This is a genomic window from Sphingomonas sp. KR3-1, from assembly GCF_040049295.1.
GTDB lineage: Bacteria > Pseudomonadota > Alphaproteobacteria > Sphingomonadales > Sphingomonadaceae > Sphingomonas.
In genome coordinates this window covers 1,893,627-1,909,451 of sequence record NZ_JBDZDQ010000001.1, presented here as the reverse complement: position 1 = coordinate 1,909,451, position 15,825 = coordinate 1,893,627, and the positions used below count along the sequence as shown (strand labels likewise).

Below are 15,825 nucleotides of genomic sequence, written 5' to 3'. Positions count from 1 at the left end.
GGCCCCGCTTTCGCGGGGGTGACGAAATAGGGAGAGGGGCTTAAGTCGGCGACCCATGGCAGAGGATCGCACCGGGCAAACCGCCGTCCTGTTCATCTCCGAGCGCACCGGCGAGGACGCCGAGGGCTATGCCGCCGCCGCAGCGGCGATGGACGCGCTGGCGGCGCAGCAGCCGGGCTATCGCGGCGTCGATCATGTCGGCGACGCGAGCGGCCAGGCGATCACGCTGAGCTATTGGGCCGACGAGGCGAGCGCGGTCGCCTGGCGCAAGCATCCGGAACACGCGGCGACGCGCGAGAAGGGCCGCGGGCGCTGGTACAAATGGTACATGCTCCATGTCGCCGCAATCGGGCGCAGCTACAGCTGGGAGCGCAAATGAGGTTTCGGCATTTCGACCGGACCTTCGGCCTGCTCTTCACCGTCATGCTCGTCATCGCGGCGGGCAATACCGCGCTGCAATCGGTGCTGCCCGCGCTCGGCCGCTCGCTCCACGCGCCCGACAGCGCGGTCGCCGCGGTGTTCTCGGTCTCGGCGCTGCTCTGGGTGATCGCCGCGCCCTTCTGGGCCAACCGGTCGGACCGGCACGGGCGGCGCGCGATGGTATTGGTCGGGGTGGCCGGCTTCACCGTGTCGCTGGGGCTGTGCGGCCTATGCCTGGCGATGGGGATCAACGGGCTGCTCGGGCCGGCGGCGACCTTCATCGCCTTCATCCTGGGGCGGATGCTCTATGGCGCGTTCGGCGCGGCGGCGCCGCCGGCGGTGCAGGCGATCGTCGCCGGACGCACGAGCCGCGAGGAACGCACCGGCGCGCTGACGCTGCTCGCCTCCGCCTTCGGGCTCGGCACGATCCTGGGCCCGGCGATCGCGCCGCTGCTGGTGATGGGGCGGCTGTGGCCGGGCGGGCCGATGATCGGGCTGGCGGGCCCCGCCTTTGCCGCGAGCGCGGTAGGGGTGGTGATCTGGATCGCCGCAGCGCGCGGGCTTTCCAAGGACGAGGGCAATGCGCATGGCGCCGCGGCCTCCTATCCCTCGATCGGCGGGCAGGGCACCGGCGCGACGGTGACCGCCGCGACCGCCGAGACCAGCGAGAATGTCCGCTATTTCGACCCACGCATCCGCGCCTGGATCATCGCCGGGCTGATCGTCGGCCATGCCCAGGCGATGACCGGCCAGGCGATCGGCTTCCTGATCATCGACCGGATGCACGTGGCGCCGATCGATGCGATCCACCCGACCGGGCTGGTGCTGATGATCGGCGCGGGATCGTCGCTGCTCGCGCAATGGGGGCTGATCCCGATGCTCGACCTGAAGCCGCGCGCGCTGATCCTGGCCGGCGCGGCGCTGGGGGCGCTGGGCTGCGTCGCGGTGGGGACGGCGACGTCGCTCTACGGCATCGCGCTCGGCTATGCGGTGACGGCGCTCGGCATGGGGCTGGCGCGGCCCGGCTTCACCGCCGGCGCCTCGCTCGGCGTCGGGCCGGAGGCACAGGGATCGGTGGCGGGCAAGGTCACCTCGGTGAACGGCGCGGCGTTCGTGCTCGGGCCGTCGCTGGGGGTCGGGCTGTACGAGCTGTGGCGGCCGCTGCCGTATCTCACCGCGGCGGGGTGGCTGGGCTGCCTGCTGGTCTACGCCTGGGTGGCGACGCGGGGTCCTTCAAGTCCTCTCCCGGAGGGAGAGGGGGACCGCCGCCGTTAGGCGGTGGTGGAGAGGGAAAGCCACCGACGATATCGCCTGTGGCTGGCCCCCTCCACCAGCCTGCGGCTGGTCCCCAGTGTTGGGTCGCCCGTGCCCCCGGCACGGGCTTGGATTGCCGGGGGCAATCCAACCCAACACTCCTCCGGGGGAGGATTTATCAGCCCTCGCCCTTCGGCCCGTGGCCGCGCAGCATGCCCGGGGCGATGAAGCCGAGCGGCTGGATCGCCGAGGCCTGCTGCTTGAGCCGGCCGGACATCGCCAGATACTCGTCCTCCATCTCGGGCGTGACCGTGGCGCGCGAATCGGCGAGCGCCTCTTCGAAATGCGCCTGGGTCACTTCCTTGGTCTGGAGCGACTGGCGCAGCGCGACCAGGCCGGCGCGGCGGACCACGTCTTCCAGGTCGGCACCGGTATAGCGCTCGGTCTTGCCCGCGATCGCCTTGAGATCGACGTCGCCGGCGAGCGGCATCTTCTCGGTCTGGATCCTGAGGATCCGCTCGCGGCCGGCGGCATCGGGGACGCCGACATAGATCAGCTCGTCGAACCGGCCCGGGCGGAGCAGCGCCGGATCGATCAGGTTGGGGCGATTGGTCGCGCCGATCACCACCACCGATTGCAGCTCTTCGAGCCCGTCCATCTCGGACAGGATCGTGTTGACCACGCGCTCGGTCGCCTGGGGCTCGCCGAGGCCGCCGCCGCGGGCAGGGACCAGCGAATCGAGCTCGTCGATGAAGATCACGCAGGGCGCGACCTGGCGGGCGCGGGCGAAGAGCCGGGCGATCTGCTGCTCGGATTCACCGTACCATTTGCTGAGCAGGTCGCTCGACTTGGTGGCGATGAAGTTCGCCTCCGCCTCGCGCGCGACGGCCTTGGCGAGCAAGGTCTTGCCGGTGCCGGGCGGGCCATAGAGCAGGAAGCCCTTGGCCGGGCGGATGCCGAGGCGGCGGAACGCGTCGGGGTCCTTCAAGGGCAGCTCGACGCCTTCCTTTAAGCGCATCTGGGCATCGTCGAGCCCGCCGACATCCTCCCAGCGGACGCGCGGCGCCTCGACCATCACTTCGCGCATCGCCGAAGGCTGGACGCGTTTCAGCGCCTCGAGGAAATCCTCGCGGGTGACGGCGAGCGTATCGAGCACCTCGGGCGGGATCGTGCCCTTCTCCAGGTCAAGCTTGGGCATGATCCGGCGCACCGCCTCGATCGCCGCCTCGCGGGCGAGCGCGGACAAGTCGGCACCGACAAAGCCATAGGTGGTCCGCGCGAGCTCGCCGAGATCGACGCGATCGCCGAGCGGCATGCCGCGCGTGTGGATACCGAGTATCTCGCGGCGGCCGCGCTCGTCGGGCACGCCGACGACGATCTCGCGGTCGAAGCGGCCCGGGCGGCGGAGCGCCTCGTCGATCGCATCGGGCCGGTTGGTGGCGGCGATGACGACGATGTTGGCGCGCGCCTCGAGCCCGTCCATCAGGGTGAGCAGCTGCGCGACGAGGCGCTTCTCCGCCTCGCCCGAGACCTGGCCGCGCTTGGGCGCGATCGAATCGATCTCGTCGATGAAGACGATCGACGGGGCCGCCCTGGCTGCTTCCTCGAAGATCTGGCGCAGCCGCCCTTCGGATTCGCCGTACGCCGAGCCCATGATCTCGGGCCCGTTGATCAGGAAGAACTGCGCGTCCGATTCGTTGGCGACGGCGCGGGCGAGGCGCGTCTTGCCGGTGCCGGGCGGGCCATGGAGCAGCACGCCCTTGGGCGGATCGACGCCGAGGCGCTGGAACAGCTCGGGATAGCGCAAGGGCAGCTCGACCATCTCGCGCAGCTGGTCGATCGTGGCGGCCATGCCGCCGATATCGTCATAGGTGACGTCGGCGCGGCGCGCGTCGCCCGTGGCTTCCTCATATTCGGGGCGCAGCTCGACCTCGGTATTCTCGTCGATATGGACGATGCCCTTGGGGCTCGCCGCGACGACGGTGAGGCGGATCTCCTGCAGCGCATAAGCGGGCGCGCGGAGGAACTGGGCGACCTGGGGCGGGATGTCGGCGCGCTGCTGGCCGGCCGTGGCGACGACGTCGCCCTGCGCCAGCGGGCGCTGGAAGAAGACGCGCTTCAACGCCTCGCCGCTGCCCTGGAGGCGGAGGTTCTGCTGGGCGGGCGCGAAGACCACGCGAGTCGCGGGTTTGGAGACGCCCTTGCGTACCTCGACGAAATCGCCCGAGCCGACGCCGGCATTGGCGCGCTGGAGACCGTCGATCCGCAGGATCTCGAGGCCCTCGTCCTCGGCATAGGGCAGCACGGCGAGCGCCGGGGTGGTGCGCTTGCCGATGATCTCGATCACATCGCCTTCGGTGAGGCCGAGCCGCGCCATCAGCGAGCGCGGCAGATGCGCGAGGCCGCGGCCGCTATCCTCGGGCCGGGCATTGGCAACCTGCAGCCGGGTGGGCTGCGCTTCTTCGTCCGCCATTTTCTGTTCTCCCCAGGCGTGAGACGCAGAAGCTAGGGATGAGTTGCACAAAAAAAAGGCCGATCACGAGGACCGGCCGGGAAAGTTTTAGGAGAGGATGCCTGAAAGGCACGTGCTTTGTGCAGTGCGGCCGGTTTTTGTGCAAGTGCGAAAAGAAACATTAACGCGTGCATAACTTGCAATCGCGAATAACTGGGGTGATATATGCCTAACACCCAAAAGGGCATTGGCGTGGCGTGAAACACCCGCCAAGGATAATGACGCAGCGCAACAAAAAGAGAGCGATATGCGACGACTTCCCCCGCTGACGGCCATCGAGGCGTTCGTGCAGGTCGCCCGGCTGGGATCGATCAAGGCCGCCGCCGAGGAGCTGGCGCTGTCCTCCCCCGCGCTCAGCCGCCGCGTCCAGGCGCTCGAGCGCTTCATCGGCAAGCCGCTGTTCGAGCGGCGCCACCAGGCGCTCAAGCTCAACGACGATGGCGACCGGCTGCTCGGCATGATCGCGCCGGCGCTCGACACCATGGCCGACGCGGTCGAGACGATGACCAGCGGGACCGAGCTGCTCCGCCTGCGTCTGGGCCTGCTGCCGCTGTTCGCGACGCAGCGGCTGATGCCGCACATGGGCGACCTCAAGCGCAAGCATCCCGAGCTGCATCTCGACGTCGATACCGGCGGCCATGCCGTGGCGCGGCTGGGCGACGGCCTCGACGCGGCGATCGTGGTGGCGCGCGACATCGACCCGACGCTCTATTCGAAGCGGCTGGACCGCAACCGCGTCTATGTGATCGGCGCGCGCTCGCTGCTCGAGGGGCCGGATCCGATCACCCGGCCCGAGCAGCTCTCGAAGCTGACCGCGCTGGTCCACCGCGACATGGCGGACACCTTCACCGCGTGGCGCGCGGCGGCGGGTCTCTCGGACATGGAGATCGAGCCCGCCGCGATCGACCATTTCGATTCGGGCACGCTGATGCTCGAGGCGGCGGCGCAGGGGCTGGGCGTGGCGTTCATGCTCGAATCGCATTTCGAGGCGGCGCGCGACGACCGGCTCGTCCAGCTCTTCGACCTGACGGTGGAGAGCGACTACAGCTACTGGTTCGTCTGCCGCCCGCGCGCGCTGACCACGCGGCCGGTCAAGCTGTTCCACGACTGGCTGATCGACGTGCTCGGCGCCGACCGGGTGGCGTAGGAAGTTGCGGGGTGGGGGCGTCTCGCCGAGCGCTTCGCCCGCGGACAAGCCCCACCCCAACCCCTCCCCTGAAGGGAAGGGGCTCGAGAAGGCCTTACGCCTCGGTGCGCGCCTTGACGATCTTGCCCGGGTTGCGCGGCGGCTCGCCCTTGGGGAGCGCGTCGACATGGTCCATGCCCTCGGTCACCACGCCCCACACGGTATACTGGCCGTCGAGGAAGGTCGCGTCGTCGAGGCAGATGAAGAACTGCGAGTTGGCGCTGTTCGGATCCATCGTGCGCGCCATCGAGCAGACGCCGCGGACATGCGGCTCGCGGCTGAACTCGGCGGGCAGGTTGGGCAGCTGCGAGCCGCTCATGCCGGTGCCGGTGGGGTCGCCGCCCTGGGCCATGAAGCCGTCGATCACGCGGTGGAAGATCACCCCGTCATAGAAACCCTCGTCCGCCAGCGTCGCGATCCGCTCGACATGCTGGGGCGCGAGATCGGGGCGCAGCTGGATGGTCACGTCGCCGGTGTCGAGGGTCATGATGAGCTTGGTCGGTTCGGACACGTTGTTACTCCTGAGAACGATTTGCACCGCACGTAATGGCGTGCGGGGCGACTTGCAAATCGCGGCGCAGGGTGGCAGCGGCGGGGCGGGGCCAAACAGGGAGGTCGAACGATGAGCGAGACCGAACTTCAAGCAGATAGCCCGGCTCCCGAGTCCCAGCTCGACGCGGACGACCGGCTGCGGCCGGAGTTCGTCGATGCCGTGCTCGACGCGGTCCATGCCGGCGACTCCGCCCGCGCGCACGAGCTGGCCGAGCCGCTCCACCCCGCCGACATCGCCGATCTGGTCGAGCTGACGCCGGCCGAGGCGCGCCCGGCGCTGGTCGATGCGATCGCCGACCTGATCGACGGCGACGTGCTCGCCGAGATGAACGACTGGGTGCGCGAGGCGCTGGTCGACGCGCTCGAACCGCACCAGGTCGCCAACATCGCCTCCGAGCTCGATACCGACGACGCCGTCGCGATCATCGAGGACATGGACGTCGAGGACCAGCGCGAGGTGCTCCGCGCGCTCGACCCCGACGACCGCGCCGCGATCGAGGAGGCGCTGTCCTATCCCGAGGAGTCCGCCGGCCGCCTGATGCAGCGCGAGCTGATCGCGGTGCCCGAGCATTGGACCGTCGGCGACGTGCTCGACTATCTGCGCAAGAACGAGGACCTGGCGACCGACTTCTGGGAGATCTTCATCGTCGATCCGGCGCACAAGCCGGTCGGCACCTGCGCGCTGTCCTGGATCCTGCGCACCCCGCGCGTCGTGTCGATGGGCGACGTGATGAAGCGCGAGCAGACGCTGATCCCGGTCGACATGGACCAGGAGGAAGTGGCGCTGCGCTTCCAGAAATACGCGCTGATCTCCGCCGCGGTGGTCGATCCCAGCGGGCGGCTGGTCGGCGTGATCACGGTCGACGACGTGGTCCACATCATTTCCGAAGAGGCCGGCGAGGACATCCTGCGCCTGTCGGGCGCCGGCGAAGGCGACATCAACGAGCCGGTGCTGCTCACCGTGCGGACGCGGCTGACCTGGCTGTTCGTCAATTTGTTCACCGCGATCATCGCGGCATCGGTGGTCGGGCTGTTCGAAGGCACGATCGCCAAGTTCGCGCTGCTCGCGGTGCTGATGCCGATCGTATCGGGAATGGGAGGCAATGCCGGCACCCAGACGCTGGCGGTGGTGGTGCGCGCGATCGCGACCAACCAGCTGACCGACACCAACACGGTGCGCATGATCGTGCGCGAGTTCCGCATCGCCGCGGCCAACGGCGCCTCGCTGGGGCTCGCGATCGGGCTGGGCACGCTGCTGATCTATCATATCCCGATGCTGGCGCTGGTGATCGGGCTGGCGATGATCATCAACAACCTGATCGCCGGGCTTTCGGGCGTGCTGGTGCCGCTGACGCTCGACCGGCTGCGCGTCGATCCCGCGGTCTCCTCGGCGGTGTTCGTCACGATGATGACCGACGTGATGGGATTCTTCTCCTTCCTCGGCCTCGCCACGCTGGCGGGCCTCGGCAGCTGACTTGATCGCGAGCGGCTGCGCCTCCAAATCAGGGGCGTGCCACTGCATCTGACCAAAGTCGCCTTCGGGTGCGATTCCGTTGAGTATCTCGCCGAGCGCCTCGCATCGCGCGCGAACCCCTGGGGGCTGACCACCCGCTATTTGCCCAAGCGGCACGAGGAGATCGGCGGGCAGGGCTCGCTGTTCTGGATCCTCAAGCACCAGCTGATCGGCCGCACGCCGATCGTCGGCTTCGGCGAGGCCGAGGGCGGGCGCACCGCGATCCTGATGGAGCCGAAGCTTATCCTGGTCGCCGCCCGGCCCAAGCGCGCGCACCAGGGCTGGCGCTATCTCGAAGATGCCGACGCGCCCAAGGACCTGGGCGAGGCCGGGGCGGGGCTGGACGAACTGCCGCCCGCGCTGATGGGGGAATTGGCGGGGCTGGGACTGATCTGACGGAAACCGTCATGCCAGCAAAGGCCCGGATCGCAGGCCGCTAGCGCCCGCCTGCCCCACGAGACCCCGGCTTTCGCCGGGGCGACGGCTGGGCCGTCAATTCACCAGCTGCGGATAGGCGTTCCGGAACGCCGCGACCTTGGGCTTGTCCCAGCGCACGATGTAGGGATGCGTCGGGTGCCGCCAGAAGAAGTCCTGGTGGTACTCTTCGGCTGGATAGAAGCCGCCGGTCTCCAGCTTGGTGACGATCGGCCTGGAGAAGGCCTTCGCCCTGGTCAGCTGCGCGATATAGGCGGCGGCGACGCTGCGCTGCTCCGCATCCTGCGGGAAGATCGCCGAGCGATAGCTGGAGCCGGTATCGGGATATTGGCGATTGAGCTGGGTCGGATCGTGCGCGACGGAGAAATAGACGCGCAGCAGGGTGCCGTAGCTGACCTTGCGCGGATCATAGGCGATGCGCACCGCCTCGGCATGGGCGGTCCGCTCGGTCGAGACCTGGTCATAGGTGGCGGTCTGCGGCGTGCCGCCGGCATAGCCCGTCGTCACCGAATGCACGCCCTTCACCGACTGGAAGACCGCTTCCATGCCCCAGAAGCAGCCCCCGGCGAGCACTGCGACCTGCTCGCCCTTGCCCGGTTTCACATCGAGCGTGGGGACGGGCACCGGCACCGCGCGCTCGACCATCCCCGCGCTCGAAAGCGCATCGGGGACAAGGAACAGCGCGGCTCCGAGGAGGGCGACAGCGGGGAGCGACCATTTGAGCATGGCCGCAATGTCGTATGCGCGGAGGCTTAGCGCAAGGCCGCGCAGGCTTCCTGGATGCGGCCGCACGCCTCGGTGAGCAAAGCCTCCGACGTCGCATAGCTGATCCGCAGCGCCGGCGAGAAGCCGAACGCCGCGCCGTGCACCGCCGCGACCCGCGCATCGTCGAGCAGATAGGTGACCATCTCCTCGTCGGTGGTGATCTTCTGGCCCTTGGGCGTGGTCTTGCCGATCAGCTGGCTGAACTCGGGATAGACGTAGAAGGCGCCTTCCGGACGCGGGCAGTGCATGCCGTTGATCTGGTTGAGCATCGACACGACGAGGTCGCGGCGGCCCTGGAAGGCGGCGACGCGCTCGGCGAGGAAGCCCTGGTCGCCGTTCAAGGCTGCCACGGACGCGGCCTGCGAGATGCTCGACGGGTTCGACGTCGACTGCGACTGGAGCTTGCCCATTGCCTTGATCAGCCAGGCCGGGCCGCCCGCATAGCCGATGCGCCAGCCGGTCATCGCATAGGCCTTGGACACGCCGTTGGCGGTCAGCGTGCGATCATAGAGCGACGGGCAGACCTGGGCGATCGTGGCGAATTCGAAGCCGTCGTAGAGGATGTGCTCGTACATGTCGTCGGCATAGATCAGCACATGCGGATGGCGCTCGAGCACTTCGCCCAGCGCCTTCAATTCGGCGGCCGAATAGGCGGCGCCGGTCGGGTTGGACGGCGAGTTGAGCACGACCCACTTGGTCTTCGCGGTGATCGCGGCCTCGAGCTGCTCGGGCTTGATCTTGTAGCCCTGCTCGGCGCCGGCCGAGATGAAGACCGGCTTGCCGCCGGCGAACTCGACCACGTCCGGGTAGCTCACCCAATAGGGCGCCGGGATGATCACTTCGTCGCCCGCGTCGATCGTCGCGCAGAAGGCGTTGAACAAGGTGTGCTTGCCGCCCGAGTTCACGCTGATCTGGTTCTCGGCATAGGCCAGGCCGTTGTCGCGGCCGTACTTGGCGATGATCGCCTGCTTGAGCTCCGGAGTGCCGTCGACCTGGGTATATTTGGTCTTGCCCGCGCGGATCGCCTCGATCGCGGCTTCCTTGACGAAGTCGGGCGTGTCGAAATCGGGCTCGCCGGCGCCGAGGCCAATCACGTCGATCCCCTGGCGCTTCAGCTCGAACACCCGGCTCGTCATCGCGAGCGTGGCGGAGGGCTGGATACGATTGAGCGCGGCCGAGGTCTGCATGAATGGCGCCTTTTCCGGAGGGGAGACGCCGGGCCTATAGGACCCGCTTCTAGGCTTTCGCAACCGTTACGGCTGAAACCAGTCCGCGAAGGGCATTGCCGAGGTAAAAGCCGCCCGCGAGATCGGCGGGGGTGAGGTCGCCCTCCACCGCGCGGCCGGTCGCGATCAGCTCGGCGCGCAGCACGCCCGGGAGGAGCCCGCGCGCCAGCGGCGGCGTCACCAGCATGCCGCCGCGCTCGACGAAGATCGAGGTGAAGCTGCCCTCGGTGAGGAAGCCCTGCGCATCGGTGAACACCACTTCCCAGGCGCCCGAAGCCTGGCGCGCCGCGTCGTAGAAGCCGCGGCGGCTGGTCTTGTGGGCGAGGCGGAAGTCGTCTCGCGCGACTTCGCTCGGCCGGACTGCGACCTCGACCGGGCCGGCGGGCGCGTCGGGCAGGGGCGCGATGCCGATCGCGATCGCCCCCGAGGGCGCGAGCAGCAGGCGCACGCGCGCCGGCGCTCGCAGGCGGAAGGTCGCCGCCTGCAGCTCGTTGCGCGCCGAATGGCGATCGAACTCGAAGCCGAAGACCTGCGCGCTCGTCTTCATCCGCGTGAGATGGCGTTCGAGCAGGGGCAGGCCGGCGAGTGGATCGAAGCGCATCGTCTCGATCAGGTCGAACGGCGTCTCGCCGGACGTGACGAAGGCGCCCTTGGCCAGGCACTCGTCCCATTCCTCCGCAGCGTTCGAATCGGCAACCACACCCGATCCTAGCCCCAGCGTCGCGCGTGTCGCCCCCTCTTCTATGGTCAAGGTGCGGATAGCGACGTTGAAGGCGGCGCTGCCGTCGGCATCGATCGCGCCGATCGCGCCGGTATAGACGCCGCGGGCATCGCCCTCGACCTCGGCGATCACTTCCATCGCGCGCAGCTTGGGCGCGCCGGTGACCGAGCCGCAGGGGAAGAGCGCGGCCAGCGCGTCGCGCGCAGTGATGCCCTCCGCCGGCTGGGCGACGACGGTGGAGACCATCTGGTGGACGGTGGGGTAGCGCTCGACCTCGAACAGCGACGGCACACGGACGGTGCCGGGCCGGGCGACGCGGGTGAGATCGTTGCGCATCAGATCGACGATCATCAGGTTCTCGGCACGCTGCTTGGGATCGGCGGCGAGATGCGCGGCAAGCGCATCGTCCTCGGCCGGGGTGGCGCCGCGGCGCGCGGTGCCCTTCATCGGCTTCACGGTGAAGCCGGTCTCGTCGAGCGTGAAGAACAGCTCGGGCGAGAAGGAGAGGATCCAGGCATCGCCGGTGAAGACCAGCGCGCCATGGCCGGCGCCGGCGCGGGCGCGGAGCAATGCATAGAGCGCCGCGGGATGGCCGGCGAACGGCACCTCGGCGCGGAAGGTGAGGTTGGCCTGATAGATGTCGCCGGCGGTGATATAGTCGGCGACGCGGGCGAACTGGCGCTGATAGGCGGCGCGGGTGATGCGCGGCACCGGCGCACCGGCCCAGGCGCCCGCCGGATCGGGGAGCAGCGCGGCGACATCCACCGCTTCGCGCTGGGCGAATCGGCCGAACCACAGGCACGGCGCAGTTCCCGGTCTGGTCGCCGCGCGCGGCTCGAACCCCGCGGCGGCCTCATAGCGCAGCAAGCCGGCGCGGTGGCCCTGGCCGAGCTTCGCCAGCGCGGCGGCGACGTCGTCAGACGAGTCTGCACGGACGATTTCCCGCACTTCGTGATAGAGGCGCGCGCCGGCGCCGCCCGGGCGGGCATCGTCGAGCAGCACGAAGGGAGCGTCGGGCAGGGTCATGCCGTGCCCCGCATGCAGCCCTGCGCGCGCCACGGCAAGCCCATGTTGCGGCGCGGGAGCGCGCGGCCTATCTCCGCACCATGTCCAATCCCCCGATGCGCGCCGCGGTGATCCCGGTCACGCCGCTCCAGCAGAACTGCTCGCTCCTCTGGTGCACCGAGACGATGCGCGGCGCCTTCGTCGATCCGGGCGGCGACCTCGACAAGCTGCGCGCCGCAGCGAAGCAGCACAATGTGACGATCGAGAAGATCCTCGTCACCCATGGCCATATCGACCATTGCGGCGCTGCCGGCGAATTCGCCAAGGAACTGGGCGTGCCGCTGGAGGGGCCGCACGAGGCGGACCGCTTCTGGATCGCCCGACTCGACGAGGACGGCCGCAACTATGGCATCCGCGGGACGGTGTTCGAGCCCGACCGCTGGCTGGAGCAGGGCGACCAGGTCACGATCGGCAACCTCGTCCTGGACGTCTATCACTGCCCCGGCCACACGCCGGGCCATGTCGTCTTCCACCATCCCGAATCGAAGTTCGCGACGGTGGGCGACGTGCTGTTCCAGGGATCGATCGGCCGCACCGACTTCCCGATGGGCAACCACCAGGACCTGATCGACGCGATCACCACCCGGCTCTGGCCGCTCGGCGACGAGACGGTGTTCGTGCCGGGGCACGGGCCGCTCAGCAATTTCGGCCACGAACGGAAGACGAATCCGTATGTCGCCGATTCGGTGCTGGCGAAGAGCTAGTCCTGATCCTCTTCTCCCTGCAGTCCCACCTGCCTGCGGTAGGCGCGGTCTCGTAGATTCGTCATGTAGAAGACGAGCGCTACCAGCGGCGCGAAAACGAGGACCTTCCACGCCGCTACCCCGAGAACCAGAAGAACGAGCACCACGATCAATGTCATGGTGCTGATGAAGACGGCGTTTCTGGACATCGCGAACCTTCGCTCCCTCAGCCCTTCGGGCCGATCCTGAAGACCATGGCCGGCGCGGCCTGTTGGTAGGTGCTCGCGATATAGATGCCGGAGACCGCGAGGCCCAGCATCGTCAGCATGGTGAGCGCGATGCCGATCCGGCGGCCCAGCGCCCAGCCGTCCATGCCGAGCGCGTGGCAGATGCGCCCGATCACCAGCGCCGCGCCGGTGCCCCACAGCCAGATGCTGGTGCCGGCCGCCGCCTCGACCAGGGCGAGCAGCACCAGGATCAGCGGGACATATTCGGCGAAGTTCAGCTGCGCGCGCATCCGGCGGACCAGCCGATCGTCGCCGCCATCGCCGACGAAGATCTTCTCGGCGAGTCGCAGCCGGCTGATTCGCAGGCCGAGCCAGAAGTTGATCACTGCGGCGGCGCCGGCGGTGCAGAGCGTTACGGGCAGAATGAGCATATCGTAAGGTCCCCTCAGGAGAGCCACTCCTACACTCCCTTGCTTCGCCCGCAAGAATCGCTATAGGCGCCCACTCGCTTTCGTGACCGTCCGCTGGTCCGGCGAGCGCCGGATCTTCCGTCGCTTGCCCGCTGGGCCGTGCGGGCGTATCGCGATTTTGACTTTGGTTTCGTTAGAAGGTGCCGAAATGGCAGTTCCCAAGAGAAAGACCACGCCGTCGCGGCGTGGCATGCGCCGGTCGCACGATGCCCTGGCGCCGCAGGCGTTCCAGGAGTGCCCGAACTGTGGCGAGCTGAAGCGTCCGCACGTGCTGTGCGGTTCGTGCGGCCACTATAACGGCCGCGAGATCGTCTCGGCCGAAGATTAATCGGCGACGATCGGCCGAATCGCGCGGGGGCATGCGAGCATGACGAATTCCTCTCGAATCGCCGTCGATGCGATGGGCGGTGACGAGGGAATTGCGGTGATGCTCGCCGGTGTCGCCCGCGCGCGCCGTCGGTTCGAGGGCATGGAGTTCATCCTCGTCGGTGACGAGGCACAGATCCGCGAGGGTCTGAAGAACCACCCGAATCTCACGGCCGCCTCCGAAATCGTCCACGCACCGGACGTCGTCGCCTCGGAAGAGAAGCCGAGCGCGGCGATTCGCCGTGCCAAGACCACGTCGATGGGAATCGCCATCGACCTGGTGAAGAAGGGCCGCGCCGGCGCTGCCGTTTCGTCGGGCAATACCGGCGCGCTGATGGCGATGGCCAAGCTCTCACTGCGCACCATGCCCGGAATCGACCGCCCCGCGCTCGCGGCGCTAATGCCGACGCTCGGCGAGAACGACACGGTGATGCTCGATCTCGGCGCCAACACCGAAGTCGATGCGCGCAACCTCGTCCAGTTCGCGGTGATGGGCGCTGCCTATGCGCGCACCGCGCTCGACCTCCAGAACCCGCGGGTCGCGCTGCTCAACATCGGCACCGAGGACATGAAGGGCACCGACTCGATCCGCGAAGCCGCGGCCGAGCTGCGCAAGGCCGAGCATCTGCGGCTCGACTTCCAGGGCTTCATCGAGGGCAACAAGCTCTCGCGCGGCGATGTCGACGTGATCGTGTGCGACGGCTTCTCGGGCAATATCGCGCTCAAGACCGTAGAGGGCACCGCGCGCTTCGTCGCGGACCTGCTCAAGCGCGCCTTTTCCAGCTCGACCCGCTCGAAGATCGGCTTCCTGATCTCCAAGCCGGCGACCGAGCTGCTGCGCACGCACCTCGACCCCAACAACCATAACGGCGCGGTCTTCCTCGGCCTGAACGGCATCGTCGTGAAGAGCCATGGCAGCGCCAACGAACTCGGCGTCGACACCGCGATCGGCTTCGCGGCGAAGATGCTGCGCGACGATCTCAACCGCCGCATCGCCGAGGATCTCGGGAACTTCGAAGCAAAGGCGGCGTAGACACTTCAAGATGACCTTGCGTTCCGTCATCATCGGCACTGGTTCCGCCCTGCCGCCGCGCCGCGTTTCCAACGCCGAACTCGCCCAGGAAGTGGATACGAGCGACGAGTGGATCGTCGAGCGCACGGGCATCCGCTTCCGCCACATCGCGGGGCCGGACGAGACCACCGGCACGCTCGCCGCCGAGGCTGCCAAGGCCGCGATTGCCAAGGCGGGCATCGCCGCCGCCGATATCGACCTGATCGTCCTCGCCACCGCGACGCCGGACCAGACCTTCCCCGCCACCGCCACCAAGGTGCAGGCGGCGCTCGGCATCAACGACTGCGTGGCGTTCGACGTCGCCGCAGTCTGCTCGGGCTTCCTCTATGCCGTGCAGGTCGCCGATTCGATGCTGCGCGCCGGCGTCCACAAGCGGGCGCTGGTGATCGGCGCGGAGACGTTCAGCCGCATCCTCGACTGGGAGGACCGCACCACCTGCGTCCTGTTCGGCGACGGCGCCGGCGCGATCGTGCTCGAGGCGCAGGAGTCGGCGGACGAAGGCGGCCGCGGCATCCTGACCACCAAACTCCACGCCGATGGCCGCTACAACGACATGCTCTATGTCGATGGCGGGCCCTCGACGACGCAGACCGTGGGCAAGCTGCGCATGAAGGGCCGCGAAGTGTTTCGCCACGCCGTGGTCAACCTCGCCTCGGTGATGGCCGAATCGCTCGCAGCGGTAGGCCTCGAGCCCAGCGACGTCGACTGGGTCGTGCCGCACCAGGCCAATGCCCGCATCCTCGACGCGACCGCGCGCAAGCTCGACCTGCCGGCCGAGAAGGTTATCGTCACCGTCGACCAGCATGCCAACACCTCTGCCGCCTCGGTGCCGCTCGCGCTCGATGCCGCGGTGCGCGACGGGCGCATCAAGCAAGGGGACCTGCTGGTCCTGGAAGCGATGGGTGGCGGCTTCACCTGGGGCGCCGCCGTCGTTCGTTTCTGACGCCTGCGCAAAAACGCAGATAATCATTCCGGAACCACAATGTTCCCGTTTGCTGTGTCGAAACAATCTGATACGACCGACTCGCTACAGTGGAACGCAAGGGGGAGTTGCCGAATGACGGCCGTGGGCACGCTGACCAGAGCCGATCTCGCCGAATCGTTGCACCGCGAGGTTGGACTCTCGCGTGCCGATGCCGCGCGGCTGGTCGAGCAGATCCTCAGCCACATGTGCGAAGCGCTTTCCAAGGGCGAGAACGTCAAGATCTCGGGCTTTGGCAGCTTCATCCTGCGCGACAAGGGCGAGCGGGTGGGCCGCAATCCGAAGACCGGCGTTGAAGTGCCGATCGCGCCGCGCCGAGTCCTCACCTTCCGTGCCAGCCAGATGATGCGTGACCGCATCGTCTCGGCCGGCTGAG

At 68.4% G+C, this 15,825-nt stretch carries 17 protein-coding genes; 10 read left to right on the top strand and 7 right to left on the bottom strand.

Features of this window, described 5'->3' with window-relative positions; all coding sequences use genetic code 11:
- Positions 1-55: 55 nt before the first annotated feature.
- Positions 56-379 carry an antibiotic biosynthesis monooxygenase gene (locus ABLE38_RS09350; RefSeq protein WP_348973881.1) on the top strand — a complete coding sequence of 108 codons (324 nt, stop codon included), beginning with the start codon at positions 56-58 and terminating at the stop codon, positions 377-379.
- Positions 376-1,695 (top strand): MFS transporter, encoded by a 1,320-nt coding sequence (locus ABLE38_RS09345; RefSeq protein ID WP_348973880.1) that lies wholly within the window; start codon positions 376-378, stop codon positions 1,693-1,695. The genes ABLE38_RS09350 and ABLE38_RS09345 overlap by 4 nt, the downstream gene beginning before the upstream one ends.
- 157 nt (positions 1,696-1,852) lie before the next feature.
- Here ABLE38_RS09345 and ABLE38_RS09340 read toward each other — a convergent pair whose 3' ends face one another.
- Complete coding sequence (locus ABLE38_RS09340; protein WP_348973879.1) at positions 1,853-4,147, bottom strand: CDC48 family AAA ATPase; 2,295 nt, start codon at positions 4,145-4,147, stop codon at positions 1,853-1,855.
- Between the two features lie 286 nt (positions 4,148-4,433).
- Here ABLE38_RS09340 and ABLE38_RS09335 point away from each other — a divergent pair, with 286 nt between their 5' ends.
- The gene (locus ABLE38_RS09335; protein WP_348973878.1) at positions 4,434-5,333 is read left to right on the top strand and encodes a LysR substrate-binding domain-containing protein; all 900 of its coding nucleotides are present in this window, start codon (positions 4,434-4,436) and stop codon (positions 5,331-5,333) included.
- Positions 5,334-5,427: 94 nt separating this feature from the next.
- Here ABLE38_RS09335 and ABLE38_RS09330 read toward each other — a convergent pair whose 3' ends face one another.
- Positions 5,428-5,883, bottom strand: coding sequence for a peptidylprolyl isomerase (locus ABLE38_RS09330; RefSeq protein WP_348973877.1), 456 nt, complete (start codon positions 5,881-5,883; stop codon positions 5,428-5,430).
- Between the two features lie 111 nt (positions 5,884-5,994).
- Here ABLE38_RS09330 and mgtE point away from each other — a divergent pair, with 111 nt between their 5' ends.
- On the top strand, positions 5,995-7,398 hold the full coding sequence (mgtE, locus tag ABLE38_RS09325; protein WP_348973876.1) for a magnesium transporter: 1,404 nt from the start codon (positions 5,995-5,997) through the stop codon (positions 7,396-7,398).
- 36 nt (positions 7,399-7,434) lie between these two features.
- Entirely contained in the window at positions 7,435-7,833 is a 399-nt protein-coding gene (locus ABLE38_RS09320) for a DUF1489 domain-containing protein (RefSeq protein WP_348973875.1), read from the top strand.
- Between the two features lie 96 nt (positions 7,834-7,929).
- Here the strand turns inward: ABLE38_RS09320 and msrA are convergent, their stop codons facing one another.
- Genes msrA through pabB form a run of 3 tightly spaced genes read right to left on the bottom strand, consistent with a single transcriptional unit; the run spans position 7,930 to position 11,610 of the window.
- On the bottom strand, positions 7,930-8,598 hold the full coding sequence (gene msrA, locus ABLE38_RS09315; protein ID WP_348973874.1) for a peptide-methionine (S)-S-oxide reductase MsrA: 669 nt from the start codon (positions 8,596-8,598) through the stop codon (positions 7,930-7,932).
- Positions 8,599-8,624: 26 nt separating this feature from the next.
- Complete coding sequence (locus ABLE38_RS09310) at positions 8,625-9,824, bottom strand: pyridoxal phosphate-dependent aminotransferase (RefSeq protein ID WP_348973873.1); 1,200 nt, start codon at positions 9,822-9,824, stop codon at positions 8,625-8,627.
- A 49-nt stretch (positions 9,825-9,873) separates the two neighbouring features.
- Complete coding sequence (gene pabB, locus ABLE38_RS09305; RefSeq protein ID WP_348973872.1) at positions 9,874-11,610, bottom strand: aminodeoxychorismate synthase component I; 1,737 nt, start codon at positions 11,608-11,610, stop codon at positions 9,874-9,876.
- Between the two features lie 80 nt (positions 11,611-11,690).
- Here pabB and ABLE38_RS09300 point away from each other — a divergent pair, with 80 nt between their 5' ends.
- Entirely contained in the window at positions 11,691-12,353 is a 663-nt protein-coding gene (locus tag ABLE38_RS09300) for an MBL fold metallo-hydrolase (RefSeq protein WP_348973871.1), read from the top strand.
- Here ABLE38_RS09300 and ABLE38_RS09295 read toward each other — a convergent pair.
- On the bottom strand, positions 12,350-12,541 hold the full coding sequence (locus tag ABLE38_RS09295; RefSeq protein WP_348973870.1) for a hypothetical protein: 192 nt from the start codon (positions 12,539-12,541) through the stop codon (positions 12,350-12,352). The two genes, ABLE38_RS09300 and ABLE38_RS09295, sit on opposite strands and share 4 nt — an antisense overlap.
- A gap of 17 nt (positions 12,542-12,558) precedes the next feature.
- Complete coding sequence (locus ABLE38_RS09290; protein WP_348973869.1) at positions 12,559-12,990, bottom strand: MAPEG family protein; 432 nt, start codon at positions 12,988-12,990, stop codon at positions 12,559-12,561.
- A 187-nt stretch (positions 12,991-13,177) separates the two neighbouring features.
- Between ABLE38_RS09290 and rpmF the strand changes: the two genes are divergently transcribed.
- From rpmF to ABLE38_RS09270, 4 genes are all read left to right on the top strand, one after another.
- Complete coding sequence (rpmF, locus tag ABLE38_RS09285; protein ID WP_116839563.1) at positions 13,178-13,357, top strand: 50S ribosomal protein L32; 180 nt, start codon at positions 13,178-13,180, stop codon at positions 13,355-13,357.
- A 39-nt stretch (positions 13,358-13,396) separates the two neighbouring features.
- Positions 13,397-14,428, top strand: a complete 1,032-nt coding sequence (gene plsX / locus ABLE38_RS09280) for a phosphate acyltransferase PlsX (protein ID WP_348973868.1) — start codon at positions 13,397-13,399, stop codon at positions 14,426-14,428.
- Positions 14,429-14,438: 10 nt separating this feature from the next.
- Positions 14,439-15,410: a beta-ketoacyl-ACP synthase III gene (locus tag ABLE38_RS09275; protein ID WP_348973867.1), complete on the top strand. Its 972-nt coding sequence runs from the start codon at positions 14,439-14,441 to the stop codon at positions 15,408-15,410.
- A gap of 114 nt (positions 15,411-15,524) precedes the next feature.
- Positions 15,525-15,824, top strand: coding sequence for an integration host factor subunit alpha (locus tag ABLE38_RS09270; RefSeq protein ID WP_348973866.1), 300 nt, complete (start codon positions 15,525-15,527; stop codon positions 15,822-15,824).
- The last annotated feature ends 1 nt before the right edge of the window (position 15,825 follow it).

Excerpts from the sequence above, each read along its gene's own strand:
- ABLE38_RS09350 (WP_348973881.1), top strand. The coding sequence starts at position 56 with ATGGCAGAGGATCGCACCGGGCAAACCGCCGTCCTGTTCATCTCCGAG.
- ABLE38_RS09345 (WP_348973880.1), top strand. The coding sequence starts at position 376 with ATGAGGTTTCGGCATTTCGACCGGACCTTCGGCCTGCTCTTCACCGTC.
- ABLE38_RS09340 (WP_348973879.1), bottom strand. The coding sequence starts at position 4,147 with ATGGCGGACGAAGAAGCGCAGCCCACCCGGCTGCAGGTTGCCAATGCC.
- ABLE38_RS09335 (WP_348973878.1), top strand. The coding sequence starts at position 4,434 with ATGCGACGACTTCCCCCGCTGACGGCCATCGAGGCGTTCGTGCAGGTC.
- mgtE (WP_348973876.1), top strand. The coding sequence starts at position 5,995 with ATGAGCGAGACCGAACTTCAAGCAGATAGCCCGGCTCCCGAGTCCCAG.
- msrA (WP_348973874.1), bottom strand. The coding sequence starts at position 8,598 with ATGCTCAAATGGTCGCTCCCCGCTGTCGCCCTCCTCGGAGCCGCGCTG.
- ABLE38_RS09310 (WP_348973873.1), bottom strand. The coding sequence starts at position 9,824 with ATGCAGACCTCGGCCGCGCTCAATCGTATCCAGCCCTCCGCCACGCTC.
- pabB (WP_348973872.1), bottom strand. The coding sequence starts at position 11,610 with ATGACCCTGCCCGACGCTCCCTTCGTGCTGCTCGACGATGCCCGCCCG.
- ABLE38_RS09300 (WP_348973871.1), top strand. The coding sequence starts at position 11,691 with ATGTCCAATCCCCCGATGCGCGCCGCGGTGATCCCGGTCACGCCGCTC.
- ABLE38_RS09295 (WP_348973870.1), bottom strand. The coding sequence starts at position 12,541 with ATGTCCAGAAACGCCGTCTTCATCAGCACCATGACATTGATCGTGGTG.
- ABLE38_RS09290 (WP_348973869.1), bottom strand. The coding sequence starts at position 12,990 with ATGCTCATTCTGCCCGTAACGCTCTGCACCGCCGGCGCCGCCGCAGTG.
- rpmF (WP_116839563.1), top strand. The coding sequence starts at position 13,178 with ATGGCAGTTCCCAAGAGAAAGACCACGCCGTCGCGGCGTGGCATGCGC.
- plsX (WP_348973868.1), top strand. The coding sequence starts at position 13,397 with ATGACGAATTCCTCTCGAATCGCCGTCGATGCGATGGGCGGTGACGAG.
- ABLE38_RS09275 (WP_348973867.1), top strand. The coding sequence starts at position 14,439 with ATGACCTTGCGTTCCGTCATCATCGGCACTGGTTCCGCCCTGCCGCCG.
- ABLE38_RS09270 (WP_348973866.1), top strand. The coding sequence starts at position 15,525 with ATGACGGCCGTGGGCACGCTGACCAGAGCCGATCTCGCCGAATCGTTG.